At 48.8% G+C, this 15599-nt stretch carries 9 protein-coding genes and 4 pseudogenes; 10 read left to right on the top strand and 3 right to left on the bottom strand.

All coding sequences use genetic code 11. From position 1 onward, the window contains the following. Positions 1 to 49 precede the first annotated feature (49 nt). The 3 genes and pseudogenes from KHX94_RS01910 to lolE all read left to right on the top strand — a co-directional run bounded on the left by KHX94_RS01910 (position 50) and on the right by lolE (position 3239). Positions 50 to 1279: pseudogene (locus tag KHX94_RS01910) on the top strand (lipoprotein-releasing ABC transporter permease subunit). A 19-nt stretch (positions 1280 to 1298) separates the two neighbouring features. Beyond that, positions 1299 to 1992, top strand: a pseudogene (gene lolD, locus KHX94_RS01905) (lipoprotein-releasing ABC transporter ATP-binding protein LolD). After that, complete coding sequence (lolE, locus tag KHX94_RS01900; RefSeq protein ID WP_213682168.1) at positions 1989 to 3239, top strand: lipoprotein-releasing ABC transporter permease subunit LolE; 1251 nt, start codon at positions 1989 to 1991, stop codon at positions 3237 to 3239. The pseudogene lolD and the gene lolE overlap by 4 nt, the downstream one beginning before the upstream one ends. 37 nt (positions 3240 to 3276) lie before the next feature. Here lolE and KHX94_RS01895 read toward each other — a convergent pair whose 3' ends face one another. Further along, entirely contained in the window at positions 3277 to 3786 is a 510-nt protein-coding gene (locus tag KHX94_RS01895) for a DUF2062 domain-containing protein (RefSeq protein WP_213682167.1), read from the bottom strand. A gap of 211 nt (positions 3787 to 3997) precedes the next feature. Between KHX94_RS01895 and KHX94_RS01890 the strand changes: the two genes are divergently transcribed. The 5 genes and pseudogenes from KHX94_RS01890 to KHX94_RS01870 all read left to right on the top strand — a co-directional run bounded on the left by KHX94_RS01890 (position 3998) and on the right by KHX94_RS01870 (position 11151). Further along, positions 3998 to 6187, top strand: coding sequence for a DNA internalization-related competence protein ComEC/Rec2 (locus KHX94_RS01890; protein WP_213682166.1), 2190 nt, complete (start codon positions 3998 to 4000; stop codon positions 6185 to 6187). A 39-nt stretch (positions 6188 to 6226) separates the two neighbouring features. Further along, the gene (gene msbA, locus KHX94_RS01885; RefSeq protein WP_213682165.1) at positions 6227 to 8029 is read left to right on the top strand and encodes a lipid A export permease/ATP-binding protein MsbA; all 1803 of its coding nucleotides are present in this window, start codon (positions 6227 to 6229) and stop codon (positions 8027 to 8029) included. A 5-nt stretch (positions 8030 to 8034) separates the two neighbouring features. After that, positions 8035 to 9029: pseudogene (gene lpxK, locus KHX94_RS01880) on the top strand (tetraacyldisaccharide 4'-kinase). 17 nt (positions 9030 to 9046) lie between these two features. After that, positions 9047 to 9229: a Trm112 family protein gene (locus KHX94_RS01875; protein WP_189617384.1), complete on the top strand. Its 183-nt coding sequence runs from the start codon at positions 9047 to 9049 to the stop codon at positions 9227 to 9229. A 1328-nt stretch (positions 9230 to 10557) separates the two neighbouring features. Then, complete coding sequence (locus KHX94_RS01870; RefSeq protein WP_213682164.1) at positions 10558 to 11151, top strand: hypothetical protein; 594 nt, start codon at positions 10558 to 10560, stop codon at positions 11149 to 11151. A gap of 342 nt (positions 11152 to 11493) precedes the next feature. Here KHX94_RS01870 and rhuM read toward each other — a convergent pair whose 3' ends face one another. After that, positions 11494 to 12501, bottom strand: coding sequence for a virulence protein RhuM/Fic/DOC family protein (gene rhuM, locus KHX94_RS01865; RefSeq protein ID WP_244859284.1), 1008 nt, complete (start codon positions 12499 to 12501; stop codon positions 11494 to 11496). Between the two features lie 154 nt (positions 12502 to 12655). After that, on the bottom strand, positions 12656 to 12904 hold the full coding sequence (locus KHX94_RS01860; RefSeq protein ID WP_213682163.1) for a hypothetical protein: 249 nt from the start codon (positions 12902 to 12904) through the stop codon (positions 12656 to 12658). Between the two features lie 870 nt (positions 12905 to 13774). Here KHX94_RS01860 and KHX94_RS21650 point away from each other — a divergent pair. Both KHX94_RS21650 and KHX94_RS01850 read left to right on the top strand, forming a co-directional pair. Further along, a pseudogene (locus KHX94_RS21650) lies at positions 13775 to 14151 on the top strand (RDD family protein); the annotation flags it as partial. 510 nt (positions 14152 to 14661) lie between these two features. Then, complete coding sequence (locus KHX94_RS01850; RefSeq protein WP_213682162.1) at positions 14662 to 15381, top strand: lipopolysaccharide kinase InaA family protein; 720 nt, start codon at positions 14662 to 14664, stop codon at positions 15379 to 15381. The last annotated feature ends 218 nt before the right edge of the window (positions 15382 to 15599 follow it).

Raw genomic sequence — 15599 nt, 5'->3', positions numbered from 1 at the left:
GCCTGCTGCGGATTTGCCGCACAGCAGTTGAGGAGACATTGTTCTGTCCATGAATCCGGCCCTATCCTGTTTTATCGGTTATCGTTACTGGCGGGCGCGTAAATCTAATGCCTTTGCATCCTTTATTACTTTTTTGCGGTCAGCGGTATTTTCCTTGGTGTTGCCGCACTGATTATTGTTAGTTCAGTAATGAATGGTCTGGAAGGGCAACTCAAACAGCGTATTCTGGGTGCGGTGCCGCAACTGACGGTTCATAGTGAGCAAGCGTTTGATAACTGGCAGCAATTGGCAACAACGCTAACATCCTTACCCGGAGTACGTGGCGCTGCCCCTCGATTGCCACCCAAGCAATGGTGCAATCCAGTAGTAATATCAGTGCGGTGCAGCTTTACGGCATTTTGCCTGAGGCGGATCGCCCGTTGTCTCCGATAGCCGACCATAGTTTCCCAGAAGCCTATAACGCGTTACAGAGTGGTAGTTACAAGGTATTACTGGGCGGGGAACTGGCGCGAAGACTCAATGTCAGTAGTGGCGATAAGGTACGGCTGTTAAGTGGCGATGGCGTGGTGTATTCGCCTTTGGGGCCGGTTCCCAGCCAGCGTACTTTTGAAGTGGCAGGCGTATTTGAGATGGGCTCGCAGGTCGATGCCAATGTTGCCTATTTGCATTATGCCGATGCGCGGCGTTTGATGCGCAAAGCTCCCAATGCGATTCAGGATCTGCGCTTGTTTCTGGATGATCCCTTTGCCGCGCCGCAGTTGACGCCCAAAGTGGCACAGTTGCTGGCCAGTCAGGGGCTGAAGGTTAGTGTCAGTGACTGGCGCGATAATTACGGTCATCTGTTTGCCGCGGTCAAGATGGAAAAAACATGATGTCGCTGATGCTCAGCCTGATCATCGCGGTGGCGGCTTTTAATATTGTGTCGGCGCTGGTGATGATGGTGGTGGACAAAACCGCGGATGTTGCCGTGCTCAAAACCCAAGGGCTAGGGCGGGCAGATATTATGTTGGTATTTGTCTCACAGGGTTCACTGAATGCATTGTTTGGCCTGGCGTTAGGGTTATTGATTGGGATTGTGGCAACCGAACATATCAATCCGCTGTTAAATGGCATCGGCATTAGTATTTTAGGGGCTGGTCAGTTACTACCTGTCATCATCAACCAACAACAGTTGCTGATGATTGCTATCGGCACTGTGATTATTACTTTGTTGGCAACCTTGTATCCAGCACTACGGGCTGCCGCAGTGCAACCCGCCAACGCGCTACGTTACGAATAATTGAGTTAAGAGAAAACAGATGCAGCATCAGCCATTACTGCAGGTCCTAGGGGTCAGCAAAAGTTATCAGGAAGGCAAACTCAATACCCCGGTATTGCACGAGGTGTCACTGACGGTCGAAGTGGGTGAGCAACTTGCGATTGTCGGTAGTTCTGGTTCGGGTAAAAGTACCTTGCTACACATCATAGGGACACTGGATAAACCCAGCGCTGGGCAGGTAATCCTTGACGGTGAAAATCTGTACCAACTATCGGCGGCGCGGCAGGCGCAGATCCGCAATCGCGAATTAGGCTTTATCTATCAGTTTCATCATCTGCTGCCAGAGTTTACGGCGCTGGAAAATGTCTGCATGCCGGGTTGGATTGCCGGGCGTCATAAAACAGAGGTGCAGGCAGGCCCGGCAACTGTTGACTCGGGTTGGGCTGGAACATCGCTTACCGCATTTACCTTCAGAACTCTCCGGTGGCGAACGGCAACGTGTGGCGATTGCGCGGGCGCTTATCAATAACCCTAAACTAGTGTTGGCAGACGAGCCAACCGGTAATCTGGATGCCAATAGCGGTGAATCCGTCTACGAACTTATTCGGGAACTGGCATCACAATTGGGCACCGCCTTTGTGGTGGTCACCCATGACCATCAGTTGGCGGCCAGAATGGATCGGCAACTGCAAATGGTGGATGGTCGCCTGAATGTGGCCGAGGCTCAGCTATGAAGTCGGCGTTGCCTTTACTGATCGGTTGGCGTTTTTATCGAGCACGGCAGCGCAGTGGCTTTGTCAGTTTTATCTCGTTTGCTTCTACTGCCGGCATTGCGTTAGGCGTGGCGGTGCTGATCTTAGTGCTATCGGCAATGAACGGCTTTGAAAGCGAACTGGAAAAACGTTTGCTCGGGGTGGTGCCGCAAGGCGAGTTGTTGTCAGCCGGGCAACCGATTGCCAACTGGCGGCAGATGCTCAGCGATGCCAGTACCATCCATGGCATTACCGCCGCGGCACCTATGGTGAAGATGCAAGGATTGGTACAAAAGCCCGGTGGTTTTGCCGGGTTGCAGGTGGTGGGCATTGACCCAGCGCTAGAGCAGCAAGTCTCGACTTTGGGAAATTATCTGTCTCCTGGCTGGCAAAGTCTGCAAGGTGACGCCAACCATATCGTGATGGGGCAAGGTTTACTGAAAAAACTGGGGCTGAAAATCGGCGATTCGGTGACGCTTTATCTACCGCCACCGCGGGAAGCTGGCGTGTCCACCGATATTGGCCGCGCCCGCAGTCATACACTAGTGATCAGCGGCAGTTTCAGCGTTGGTGGCGAGTTAGATTTTGCCAATGCCTATGTGCCGTTAGCTTATGCACAAAAATTGCTGGAACTGGGCGATGCGGTGACCGCCGTGCGTATCAAGGTGGCGCGGGTATTTGAAGCGCCAAAGCTCATCCGTGAACTGGGCTATCAGCAACAGCAGATGCTGTATATCAGTGACTGGACCCGCACGCAGGGCCATCTGTATCAGGATATTCAGATGGTACGTACTGTAATGTATCTGGTGTTGGCGCTGGTGATCGCCGTGGCTTGCTTCAATATTGTCTCGACCTTGGTAATGGCGGTGCGCGACAAAGCGGCGGAGATTGCGATTCTGATGACCATGGGCTTGGGGCGCCGGGCGATGATGGCGGTATTTATGGTGCAAGGGGCGCTCAACGGTATCGTTGGGTGTGTACTCGGTACTGTGTGCGGTGTGTTATTGGCACAAAATCTCTCGGTGATTGCCGCATTTATCGAAAAGCTGACCGGCCATAAGTTTCTGTCGGCCGATGTGTATTTTATCGATTTCCTACCGTCACGCTTGGAACTGTCCGATGTGTTGCTGGTACTGGGAATGGCATTGATGATGAGTCTGCTAGCAACCTTATATCCGGCCTATCGCGCCAGCCGGATTGCGCCAGCCCAAGCGTTAGCCGCCCGCTAATGCCACTAAAAAATAGGCCGCGAGAGCGGCCTATTGACTATTTATTGCGGCGTTTCTGCCATTGCATGTAGATGGAATACTGCCAGGCGCTGCGCACCACCACATAGCCTACAACGGCACTTATCACCCCAAATACGAAACAGCCAAGAAAGAAGGGTGGTGCGATGGTGGAAAACGACTCTTCTACCCATTTCCACGACAATTCAAAAGCAAACTGCTCTGGCGGATGATGCAATATCTTAGCGCCTGCCAAATACGCCAGATAAAACATCGGCGGCATGGTGACCGGGTTGGTGATCCACACCAGCGCCACAGAAACCGGCAGATTAACATTGAACGCTATTGCCAGCGCGGCGGCTAACACCATCTGAAATGGCATGGGCACCCAAGCGACAAACAAGCCGATAGCGAAAGCACCAGGCGCGGAGCGTCGCGTGAGAGCCCACAGGTTGGGATTATTCAGCAAACTACCGAAAACACGCAGGTATTTATGTTCCCGCAGGACTTCTGGTTTCGGCAGGAACTTTTTTATCAGTTTCTTTGGCATAAGGTTCGATTGCTGTCTTAACTTAGCTGATGAATTACGTATTGAGCGGCTTTTGCCTGGCTCTGATCTCGGCTGTTTTCTGGCCGCAGATGCCATCCTCTCCATTATCACAGTTAATTATTGCAGGGGCTTTACTCCTGTGCGCACTGTGGCATCGCCAACATTATCATCCCATCAAAATACTGCTATGCGGCGCATTTGCCGGCATATTATGGATGATATTGTATTGCCATTCTGTGTTGTCGCTGCGGGAAGTGGACGAGTATTCATCGCTTCGGGGACATACGACACCCCTAACTGTGCGGGGAAAATCATATCACTGGTTAGCAGCAATGGCGACTGGATTAATATAGAAGTTGCTGAAGCACGCACGCCAAGTGACTGGAAGCCAGCAAGGCGCTGGCGATTAGGGTGGGAGCGACAGCAATTGCCCTCAGGGGATAACCTGCCATTGCCACAAATCGGGGAATATTGGCAGTTTGATGTTCGTCCACGTGCATTTCCATCGGTACTCAATCAAGGCGGTTTTAATCAGCAGCGGCACTTACTGGCGCGGCACATTACTGCTAAGGGCTATGTTTTTGCGGCGACTAAGTTAACGCCCGCCAATGACGGGCGAGCGCTGTTGCTACATGGACTGACAACGACACTACAGCATGTTGATAATGGTGATATTTTATTGGCGCTCACCATGGGCGAACGTCAACTCATCAGTGCGCAGCGTTGGCAACAGCTAAGGCAAACCGGCACTGGGCATCTGGTGGCAATTTCTGGATTGCATCTGTCAGTGGTCGCCTTGTGGTTATATGTCTGCTGTCGCTGGTTGTTGTTACGCTGTTGGCCAACCCCGGGGCGACGTAACCTGTTATTGGCGCAAGTGCTGGCACTTGGCGGCGCGGGTGTTTACGCCTGGCTAGCTGGTTTTGGTATTCCGGTACAGCGGGCATTATTGATGTTGCTAGCACTGGTGTTGGTTAACATGTCAATGCGCTCCGTGTCTGCTTGGGAGCGTTGGCTGTGGGCGCTGACTTGTGTCTTGCTGCTGGACCCATTAGCTGCGCTCAGTGGCGGCTTTTGGCTTTCCTTCCTGGCCTTGGCGCTGATCTTGTTGGAGTGGCATCGAAGTGAGCCGCAGCACAATGCTAGTTGGCGTCAGAAACTATGGCACTGGTGTCGTCAGTTTTGGCGGATCCAGTGGCGTTTATGTTTGGGGCTGACATTAGTACAGGCGTTGCTGTTCGGTGGCGTAAGTCTGCACAGTTTCTGGATCAATCTGTTATTAGTGCCTTGGTTCAGTGTGGTGGTGATCCCGCTCAGTTTGCTGGCCTTGTTAGTCTGGAGCCTACTGCAATGGTGGTGGCCAACAGCGGCGCTCAAGCTGTTTATCTGGCAATTAGCCGACGGGTCATTATGGCCCGCCGCTCAGTTATGGCAACTGAGTGACCAGCTGCCGGGCAGTTGGTCACTGTTGCCTTGGTCGCTCACCTTGAGCCTGATGTTTGTGCTGGTCGTTTGGGTCATTTGGTACTGGCGGCCGCGGCGGCTGTTTTTGTGGCTGCCATGCTTGCTGTTGTTGCCCGCGTTATTGCAGGCTGCACAATGGCACGGCTGGCTGATGGCAAAAGGTTGGCAACTGCATGTGCTGGATGTCGGTCAGGGGCTAGCTGTGGTGGTTCAGCAAGGGCCGCGAGCGCTGTTATTCGATACCGGCGCGTCATTCCCCTCAGGATTCAGTTATGCCGAACGGGTGATTTTGCCGTTTCTTGCCGCCGCAGGCGTCAGACAACTGGATTATCTGGTAATAAGCCACGGTGATAACGATCATGCCGGTGGGGCAGCGGTGATGCTGGCGGCATTTCCTAACAGCCAGTTGCTCACCGATGTTGCTGGCTTGCCAGCATCCCAAGGCTGTCGCCCCAGACAATGGCGGTGGCAGACACTGAATTTGACGCTGTTAGCTCCCGAAATCGCCGAGCCTGGCAACAATGGTTCTTGCGTGTTGTTAATTTCTGATGCGCAACATCGGGTATTGCTGCCGGGCGATATTGAACTGGTGGGCGAGGTGGCACTGCTGCGGCAACCTATTGCGTTTAATGCTGATATTTTATTAGCGCCTCATCATGGCAGTAAAACCTCTTCTAGCCCTGATTTTATCCGCGGTGTTAGGCCGTCCTGGGTGGTATTTCCGGCAGGGCTCAGTAATCGTTGGCAGTTTCCCCGTATGGAGGTGCGTGCGCGTTATCAGTTGGTCAATGCCACACAACTGGTCAGCGGCGAGCAGGGGCAGATAAGTTTTACGCTGGATGCTCGCGGGATCACTGTGGCCAGTTACCGTCAACAGATAGCGCCTTACTGGTACAACCGTTTGTTTGGATTTGGTAACGCCGTCAATCCAGAGTAGAATGCCGACTTTGCCAATATTACTGAAGTTACAGTCTCCATGAGCAGTGCGCCTAAACACGAAACCTGGACAGTATTTAAACGGTTAGTCTCTTATGTTCAGCACCTGAAACCGGTGTTTGTTATCTCGGTACTGGGACTGCTTGGCTACGGTGCAGTTGATATCACCTTTATGACTTTCATCAAGCCCTTTGTGGATGAAGGTTTCTCGAGTAAACCTGCCGTTGCCGTAGGTGCCGAGCTGGTGACTACTCAAGGTTTTCAGTCTGGAAACGATGTATTAGCAATGGCGCCATTTATCGTGGTGGGGCTATTTATCCTGCGCGGCCTATGTAACTTTGTCTCCACCTACGGTATTTCTTACATGAGTACCAAGGTGATCCAAGAGATGCGCCAGCAGGTGTTTGAACATATTCTCAAACTGCCGGTCAGCTTTATGGATCAGCAGAATTCCGGCAATCTTATCTCTAAAGTGACCTATGATACTGAGCAGATTGCCCGCGCTTCGGGCAATGCGCTGATCACCATTGTGCGAGATGGCATCACAGTTATCGGCATGATTGGCGTCATGTTTTACTACTCGTGGAAACTCTCGATTTTTATCTTGGTGATTGCCCCGGCTATCGGTTTGGTGATCACTATAGTGAGTCGCCGTTTTCGCAAGGTGTCACGGCAGATCCAGAATGCTATGGGGTCGGTGACCACAGTGACCGAACAGATGATCAAGGGCCATAAAAATGTGCTGGCGTTTGGTGGACAGAAAACCGAAGCAGAGCGGTTTGCTAGCGCCAACGATTTTAACCGTTACCAGAACATGAAACTGGCGACCACCCAGGCTATCAGCCAACCACTGGTGATGATTATTGGCTCTTTCGCCCTAGGCGCGGTGATTTTTGCGGCCAGCCTCGACAGTTTACGGGGCGAGTTGACCGCCGGGATTTTTACCACTGTGCTGGCCTGTATGCTGTCGATGCTGCAACCCATTAAAAACCTCACTCGAATCAATGCCGAATTTCAGCGGGGTATTGCGGCTTGTACCACAGTGTTTGAATTACTGGATACGCCAACCGAGCAGGACAGTGGTAATTATCAGGTAGAACGGGTGCGTGGTGACGTCAGTTTCCGCAACGTCAGTTTCACTTATCCTGGTCAAGATAAACAGGCGCTGGAGCAGGTGGATTTTCATGTGCAACAAGGGCACACCTTGGCGCTGGTCGGGCGTTCCGGCTCAGGTAAATCCACCATCGCCAGCTTGCTGACACGCTTTTACCGTGGTCTGGAAAGCGGCGATATCCTGTTGGATGATGTCAGCATTTATGACTACACCCTTAAGTGTTTGCGCAGTCAGGTGGCCTTGGTATCACAGCAAGTGACACTGTTCAATGACACCATTGCTAATAACATCGCTTACGCGTACCCCGGCGAGGCCAGCAGGCAACAGATAGAAGATGCGGCGCGCTTGGCCTATGCCATGGAATTTATTGAAAAACTGCCTAACGGACTGGATACCGAAATTGGTGAAAATGGTGTGACCTTATCCGGTGGCCAGCGGCAACGTATTGCCATCGCCCGGGCGATTTTACGTGATGCGCCAGTGCTGATCTTGGATGAAGCCACCTCAGCGCTGGATACGGAATCAGAAAAAGCCATTCAGAAAGGCCTCGATAATCTGCGGCGCAACCGTACCTCAATTGTGATCGCGCATCGGCTGTCTACCATTGAAAATGCGGATGAAATCCTAGTGGTTGACCAAGGCCGCATTGTTGAACGTGGTAATCACAAGGCGTTACTCGCGCTAGATGGCATGTACGCCAAGCTGTATCAGATGCAGTTCGGGAGTTGATGCAGATGGAATCGTGGGTCAATCGTATCTGGTACGGTCGGCACTGGGCGCGCTGGTTATTATGGCCTTTGTCCTGGTTGTTTGCCCTTATCAGTGGTCTGCGGCGGCTGGCGTTTCGACTTGGCATTAAAACACAGGTAAAGCTACCGGTGCCGGTGATTATTGTCGGAAATATCACCGTTGGCGGCAGTGGCAAAACACCTGTGGTGATCTATCTGGTTGAGTGGCTCAGGCGGCAAGGTTATCGTCCTGGGGTGATCAGTCGTGGTTATGGTAGCCAGCACACCCATTCGCGGCTGGTGGTTGCCAATTCAACTCCGGCGGAAGTCGGCGACGAACCTTGCATGATTGTTCATCGTACTGGCGTGCCTATGGCGGTCGGTGCCGATCGCATTGCCAGTGCGCAACTGCTGCTGCAATCGGCGGATGTGGATATTATTATCAGCGACGATGGCTTACAGCATTACCGACTCGCCAGAGATATTGAACTGGTGGTACTGGATGCCAACCGTGGTTTGGGCAATGGCATGTTGTTGCCCGCAGGGCCGTTACGGGAAGGTGCTTGGCGTTTAGAAACCGCTGATTTTGTGTTGTGTAATGGTGCGCTTGCAGACAGCACGGCGCACTTTGCCATGACATTGCAGCCTGCCGGGTTAAAACCTGTTGCCAGTGACATTGACCAAGTGCCGCCAACAACCGCACAACCTGTGGTGGCGCTAGCGGGGATTGGCAATCCACAACGTTTTTTGAGACCTTGCAACGGCAAGGATATTCCCTGAGCCAGGCCATAGTATTTGCGGATCATCATCCTTACAATATTGAAGATTTTACCCAGGTTGCCTCGCAACCCATTGTGATGACCGAAAAAGATGCCATTAAATGTCGCACATTTGCAGGCGCACAGTGGTGGTATTTGGCAGTAGATGCGGTATTCTCGGCAACATTTGAAGCGCAATTACTGGAATGTGTGCGTTCAGTAATGAGCAACAAGCATGACTAAATAGAAAGGACAGTCAGATGGCATTTGATAAAAAACTTCTGGACATAGTGGCGTGCCCGGTTTGTAAAGGCAAACTGGAGTATGACAAAGAACACCAGCAGCTGATCTGTAAAGCAGACCGTCTGGTTTACCCTATTGATGATGGTATCCCGGTATTGTTAGCGGATAAGGCCGTTAACTGGCAGGAAAACCAAGAATAGTCGCAGCTTAATACGGTTAGGTTGTGTAACTCATCGCCTTGCAAGGTGATGTTGCAGATTGCTAACAAAGTCCTAGAGGTCAATCTAGGACTTTGATTGGATTGATTGAAACGCTCACGCTTATCCTCAAGCACTTAGGTGTAATGGCTTATACACGCTCTAGCCGTTTTAATTATATGGTGTGTAGTGTGACTTGAGCGTATGCCTATACAGCTCACTTCTGGGACATATCCGTGTTAGGACTTTTGCTCTAATGAAAGCATTTCAGATTATCAATAGTATGGAAAAGCTATAAACCTGTGGCCAGTTTTACTTGACCACTACAACAAAAAGTGATCAAATTTTCGATTTAGTTTATTGAGTGGGCAATATGATTGATAAAAGAAAATGTTTAAGACGTATGTTTGGTTATATGGTTTTCTTTATTATATTATCCCCATTAGTTTATTATGGTTTTAATGAACATGGTGTTAAACATATGCATGATGTTCGTTTTTCTGCGGGGGTAATAGGATTAGCGATTTCTATTGTGTGTTTTTTTTATTGGTTAGTACTATTTGTTAAATCCAAGAAATGACATCTTGGTAATTCATGTGAAAGTGAATCACTACTACTTCTGTAGACAACTGTTAGTTGATGCAGCGCAGTCTTGAAGTGAAACAGAAGTAATCAACGATATCAGTTTGCAACTTACGTAACTCATCCTGCATTTTAATGTATATTAACATGCAGAAATTTCGGGGTTACTCGCATATTTGTGAATCGCCATCGACTCAATAGACACTCTGGGTCATTACTAAAATTTGGTTAACGTAAATGGTCGAGCAGGATTACTAAGTAACCCTTGAACACCGAATGGGGGACTATCTTGTTACTCGTGCCATCAACCCGCTCATGGACAATTTCGAATTTAAGCATTAACTCTAACGCGTCTGTTTCGGATTAAATTCTCTATGGCTTAACGCTTGTAGCCGCGGCTACAAGCGCTCGCGATGGGAGTTCAGCCGCGTTTTTCTGCGGCGACTTGGCTGCACTTGCTATAACTCTTGCTAATCACGCGACTCCTTAATGGCTTCAATTAAAGCATCCTTCATTATTTGCTTAAGTGGCTCGGTTGCTCCCGGCACTGTCTCAGGTGCGAACAGTCGTGAGTATGTAACTACCGCCAAAAACAGCATAAAGACACATTTCCAGCACGAATGCTGCCATTGCGGCTAGTAAGTCTTCCATGGCCTCAAGAGTTATAACGACTAAGCTAACGGGTAGGTTGTTGAACGAACGAGCATGGATTAGACTCGAAAAGAAACTCGGACAGCCATGAATAACGTATGAAAAAGATAAACTACCTACTGATTTTTATAGCATTTCTGCTATCCGGTTGCACAAGTCAACCCACTGTATATATTTATGGAAAGTATCTAAATAATAGCCAAAAAGAGGCTATAATAAACACCTTCGAGAAATCGGACAAATATCACGTGGAGGTAAACGATTTTGATTTTCCAACCGATATAACAGTAAACACTCTCCTCTACTCTTTGTTTTTACAGAAGCCTGAATCTATCGATATCGTATCAAGCTTATCTACCTCTGCTGGATTTTCAATTAAGCAAAAACAAGTTTTTAATGTAGGAAACAACTGGTATACAAAGGACTCAATAGCGTTATTTTTGTTCCCTAAAATTATAGATAATGGCATTACTTTTTTTAAGCAAGATTTAATTAACGATTATAAAGCACAAAATTGTGGTACAGCGACTTCTCTGAAGCTTAATAAGAATGGTTCATTCAACCTCGAATCATTATCAAAAGGCGGCGACAATGTCATTGAATCAATAGATGGCATTTGGAAGTACAGGCAGTACCCATATTTGGAATTGCAAAAAAAGGTTCACCATATGCAGACTATTACTTTGAAATAAGACGCTTTAAGGGTGCAGACAAGGTAAGTGAGATAGACTTCTTGGAATTAATTTCTCTGAATACAGGTAGTTTACCCGAAGGCTGTTCTTTCTTAATTGGTACGAGAATATAAGAGACATTTGAATCCTTGGCCGCAGTGTGAGCGCGGACGCTCACGACTTTAGCAAACGTAGTTCGCATGGGCATAACTTATTTCTTTGGCTCAGAATGGAACGATGTGAATCTCTGTAGCATTACTAAAATTGCTCAATGGACTCGAACCTCAACCATTACCAAAGCAACACTGCAACACAGATGGAGCAAAGTTGATCTTCCGTGATCTGAACGTTCAGTCCCGGATGTTATGACTTTAAAACAATGAAATGCTCGATTAGCCGGATCATTAATGCTTTTTGATCAGGCAGACTTTCCGCAACTAGCAGTGCCAATGCAACCAAAGTGTTATCGTTAATCAGATCATGTATCGGTTTTCCCAGCAAATGCTGGTTGAGACGCAAGTACCACAGAAATAAAAAAGAGCCAGTCCGCTTGTTGCCATCCACCAATGGGTGATTTTTGATGACAAAATAGAGCAAATGCGCTGCTCGGCTGGCCACATTGGGGTAAAACCATTCACCACCAAAGCCTTGCTCGATAGTTTGTATGCTTGATGCTAGCCCGTTACCGCGTAGCTGGGCAAACAGTTCGGTAGCTTCGCCTTTGTCCACTAAGGTCTGTTTAAGTTGCTCAATAGCGGCGATGACGGCCTCAAGCTCCAGCGGGATCATCGCATCCTGTTGATGAGTCACATCCTTGAGACTTTGTTCATCATAACCCTGTAAGAGAGACCAAGAACGTGCATAGTCACTAATTACTGCGACGACAGCAGATCCTTCTGAATTGAGCAGCGTTTGGTTGCTTAAGGTTTGTGAAAGCAACTGAATAGCCTGATTGAATTCAATCCCGCGCTGAGCCAGTCGATGCTGATTCAGCGTATAACCATCGATAAGATGTTGCTTTAAGGTCTTGGTGGCCCACTGACGGAATAACACGCCTCGCTGAGACTTTACGCGATAACCAACGGAAATAATGACGTCTAAGTTGTAGTGATTTGTCTCATAGCTTTTACCATCGCTGGCAGTTGTCCGGAATTTCCGGACAACTGCCGCTTCTTCCAATTCGGCTTCTTGAAAGATATTACGAATATGCTCAGAGATAGTGCGTTTGTTCTTGTCGAACAAAATACACATTTGTGCCTGATTGAGCCACACGGTCTCTTGCTCGAAGGTCACGTTTAGCGTTAACTGACCATCCTGCGTGATAAACACCGCATCATTTAAAGGTGTGAGGCCGTCCATCAGCTCAGACATTAGCTCGCCGCTACCGTTTCATCAGTGTAGGTTAACGTGATTTCAGAAAGTAATTTAGAAGTCGTCATTTCGAAGTCCATGCTTCTGCGTATCTCTATACCAGTAGAACTGTGTGGCATTCATAAAAATAGATCAACTTGGCGAACTAGGTTACCTATCTAGTGGTACTGTAAACAAGGTGTTGACGTACGCCCGAATTGCGCAGGATACCTAAAGTCTTGTATAGCATTGATGTGTATTCTGCATATAAACCTGTCAACCGCTTATGAAATCCCCAGCCAATACGAGATGTATCGTCAACAGTTTTTTTAAACGGGAACTCTGCTCCTGCCTTTATAAATACACAAAATTCTTTTACAAAAATATTATTTATTGTTAACGGCGCTGCGGTATGATTTTTCACCTATCGCCGATTGACGATGTAACTACCTATCGTATAAGGAATCTGTGCGTGGACGCTCAGGACAAACACTATCAATCTGCACTTGCTGCATGGCGTGCAGGTAAAGAAACCCGCGCCATTGTGACGCCATTTGCTTTTAAGCTCGCACCTGAACTAATCGGTATGCCGTTAGCTCGACCGTGGCGGCGGGGCGTGGCCATAGTGCTAGATCTGATGTTGGTATCCTTGCTAAGTAGTGTCTCAAGTATGTGGATTGCCTTGCTGGCCGCTATTGCTACATGGGTGTTGAGCAAGCGACATGAGCAAGTGGTGTCAGCTTGGGCGCGGCGCTGGCTGCGGATAGTGAGCAGTTTGGTGATATTTGTGGTCGTTCTCAAATTTATCGGGCCCTATCTCGATGTCGATAACCACGGTGACACCAATAGCACTATCGGTCAGTTGCAGCAAGTTTCCCATTCGGCTGCCATGGCTATCATCGCTGGTAAACTCGATAATTGTAGCGATAATTCTTGTGTTGAAGAGCTACTGCCATCAATGAAAGAACAACTAGATGCTTTGTTGGCAGACAAGCCTGCAGAGCGGCAGGAGTTAGTCGCATCGCTCTTTAATGACCTCTCGTTTCTTTCGCCTGCGGACAAACAGCAATATGTCGAGCAACTGATGGCAGGGGTTAAGCTTGTGCCTGCCGATGCTCCAGCCACCACTGAAGAAACACCCGATTCAACTCCAACAAATGCGCAAGAGCCTAAGTCCAGCAATGCAATCATTACGTTCTCTGGTCGTCCGGTTGGTTCTAGCGCCACCGTAGGAGACGCAGAGTTGCAGAGCAAGAATGACAAGGCGACTACATCAGATAAGCACTCTCTCATTGATTGGGCTAAAGGTATTATTGCCGATCTGGGGTTAGGGTTAAGTTGGGGCGCGTTGTATTTCACTTTGTTTACTGCCTTGCTACGTGGTCAAACGCCCGCCAAAAAACTGTTGGGCATCCGGGTGGTGCGGCTTAATGGTGAGCCGCTAACTTTGTGGGGGCTTTCGGTCGCTACGGTGGCTATGGTGCTGGTGTGACTACCGGGTTGCTGGGTTTTTTGCAAATCTATTGGGACAGCAACCGTCAGTGTATTCAAGACAAAATTGGTGAAACTGTGGTGGTGATGAACGCCGAACTGACTCATCACGCCGTTGCCGTGGCGAGCGAAAGCGAGGCCGTAGTGCCGCCAGCGGCGACAACACAGGCACCAAGCTAGGCGCGCCAACAGATTAGCGACAAAGTCCTAGACCTAAAGCTAGGACTTTGAGCTGATGGCGGCATTTAACATTTATGCTTAAAACCCTGACCACCATTGCCGTGAGCAAGGCCCAGTCTCTAAACCTTGGTGCCTAAGAGCTGTTGTTTTAAGTCGACGCTGCTGTTGTCTTTGTCTGTGCCAAAATGGTACAGCTCTATGGCAAACATCATCAGCTAAGATAACGGCTATCCGCAATTGTCCCGGTGTGATTATGCCGTTCTTGTACTTGGTGAGCGGCGCTGGCGGCGGCAAAACATTAACACGGCATATTGGGGAAGAAGGCAAAGCGCATTTTGCTATTGTTTCAGTTTAGTTGCTCTTAATGTTAATAATGATCTGTCACACTGTTTCATTTTTGTATCATATTCTGTTTATTAACAAAATTTCAGGATTATATCCTGGTATTTAATTGATCCAGCCCCTTTCCGAGAGAGATAATTAGCCCAGTTATCGGAATGGAGTCCTGTCATGGTTCAGAATTTCAATGACCGGGTACAGCAGGTGTTGCAATCTCATCCCGGACAGCGGGTTTGCCGCTTTGAGTATCAAGGGCAATATTATTGGTTGAAGCAGGCAGAAGTGCTGCATGGCACTATGCGGGTGCTGAAACCTAATCCACAACTCGCTATTGAAAACGAAAAACAAACATTGCAGGCATTACAGCAAAAAGCGGCGCCCGTGCCACGGGTTGTCAGTGAGGGGCCGGGGTATTTTGTGATTGAAGATGCCGGAACCACACTCAAAGATTGGTTGAATACGCCAGGAGTGGACTGCGAGACGTTACAGCAGATCCTAGAAGATAGCGCTACCGCATTAGCCCAGTTGCATACCATGGGATTAGCCCATGGGAGGCCAGCATTGAGAGATATCAGCTGGCAACAGGGGCACGTGACTTTCATTGATTTTGAAGCCAGCCAGCCCAAGAAAAGCATGGTGTTTCAGCACATACGTGATCTGGTGGTATACATCCACAGTTTGTATCGTTATCTCGGCCCTTTGAACGAAAATATCGGCAGTATTGTCGCTTGTTATCGTAATGCGGGCGGAGAACAGATCTGGCAAGAGACAAAGCGCTTTCTCGCCAGTTGGCAGTGGCTGTACTATTTGTTGCGGCCGTTACGGGATATCGGCGGTCGAGATGTGCGACCGATTTACTGGTTGTTGTGGCATTTTCGCCACGCGTCATGATATCGGTGAGCTTGCGGTAAATAGCAGTGTCAAAAAACGGACATTGCTATTTTTGTTTGACTCATCGCATTAACTGGCTGTTTCTTCTTTTAAAAGCATTTCTATGATATTGCTAAGTCCTAACTGGATGAAAAATAGTCAAAAAACAATCTGGTATGACCAGGCTATTTTTTAATCGTTCTTATTGTTTGTTTCCCAAGGAAAAATCTTTGAAACCC

The organism is Shewanella dokdonensis, assembly GCF_018394335.1.
GTDB classification, from domain to species: Bacteria; Pseudomonadota; Gammaproteobacteria; order Enterobacterales; family Shewanellaceae; genus Shewanella; species Shewanella dokdonensis.
This window is presented reverse-complemented; position numbering and strand designations above follow the sequence as displayed.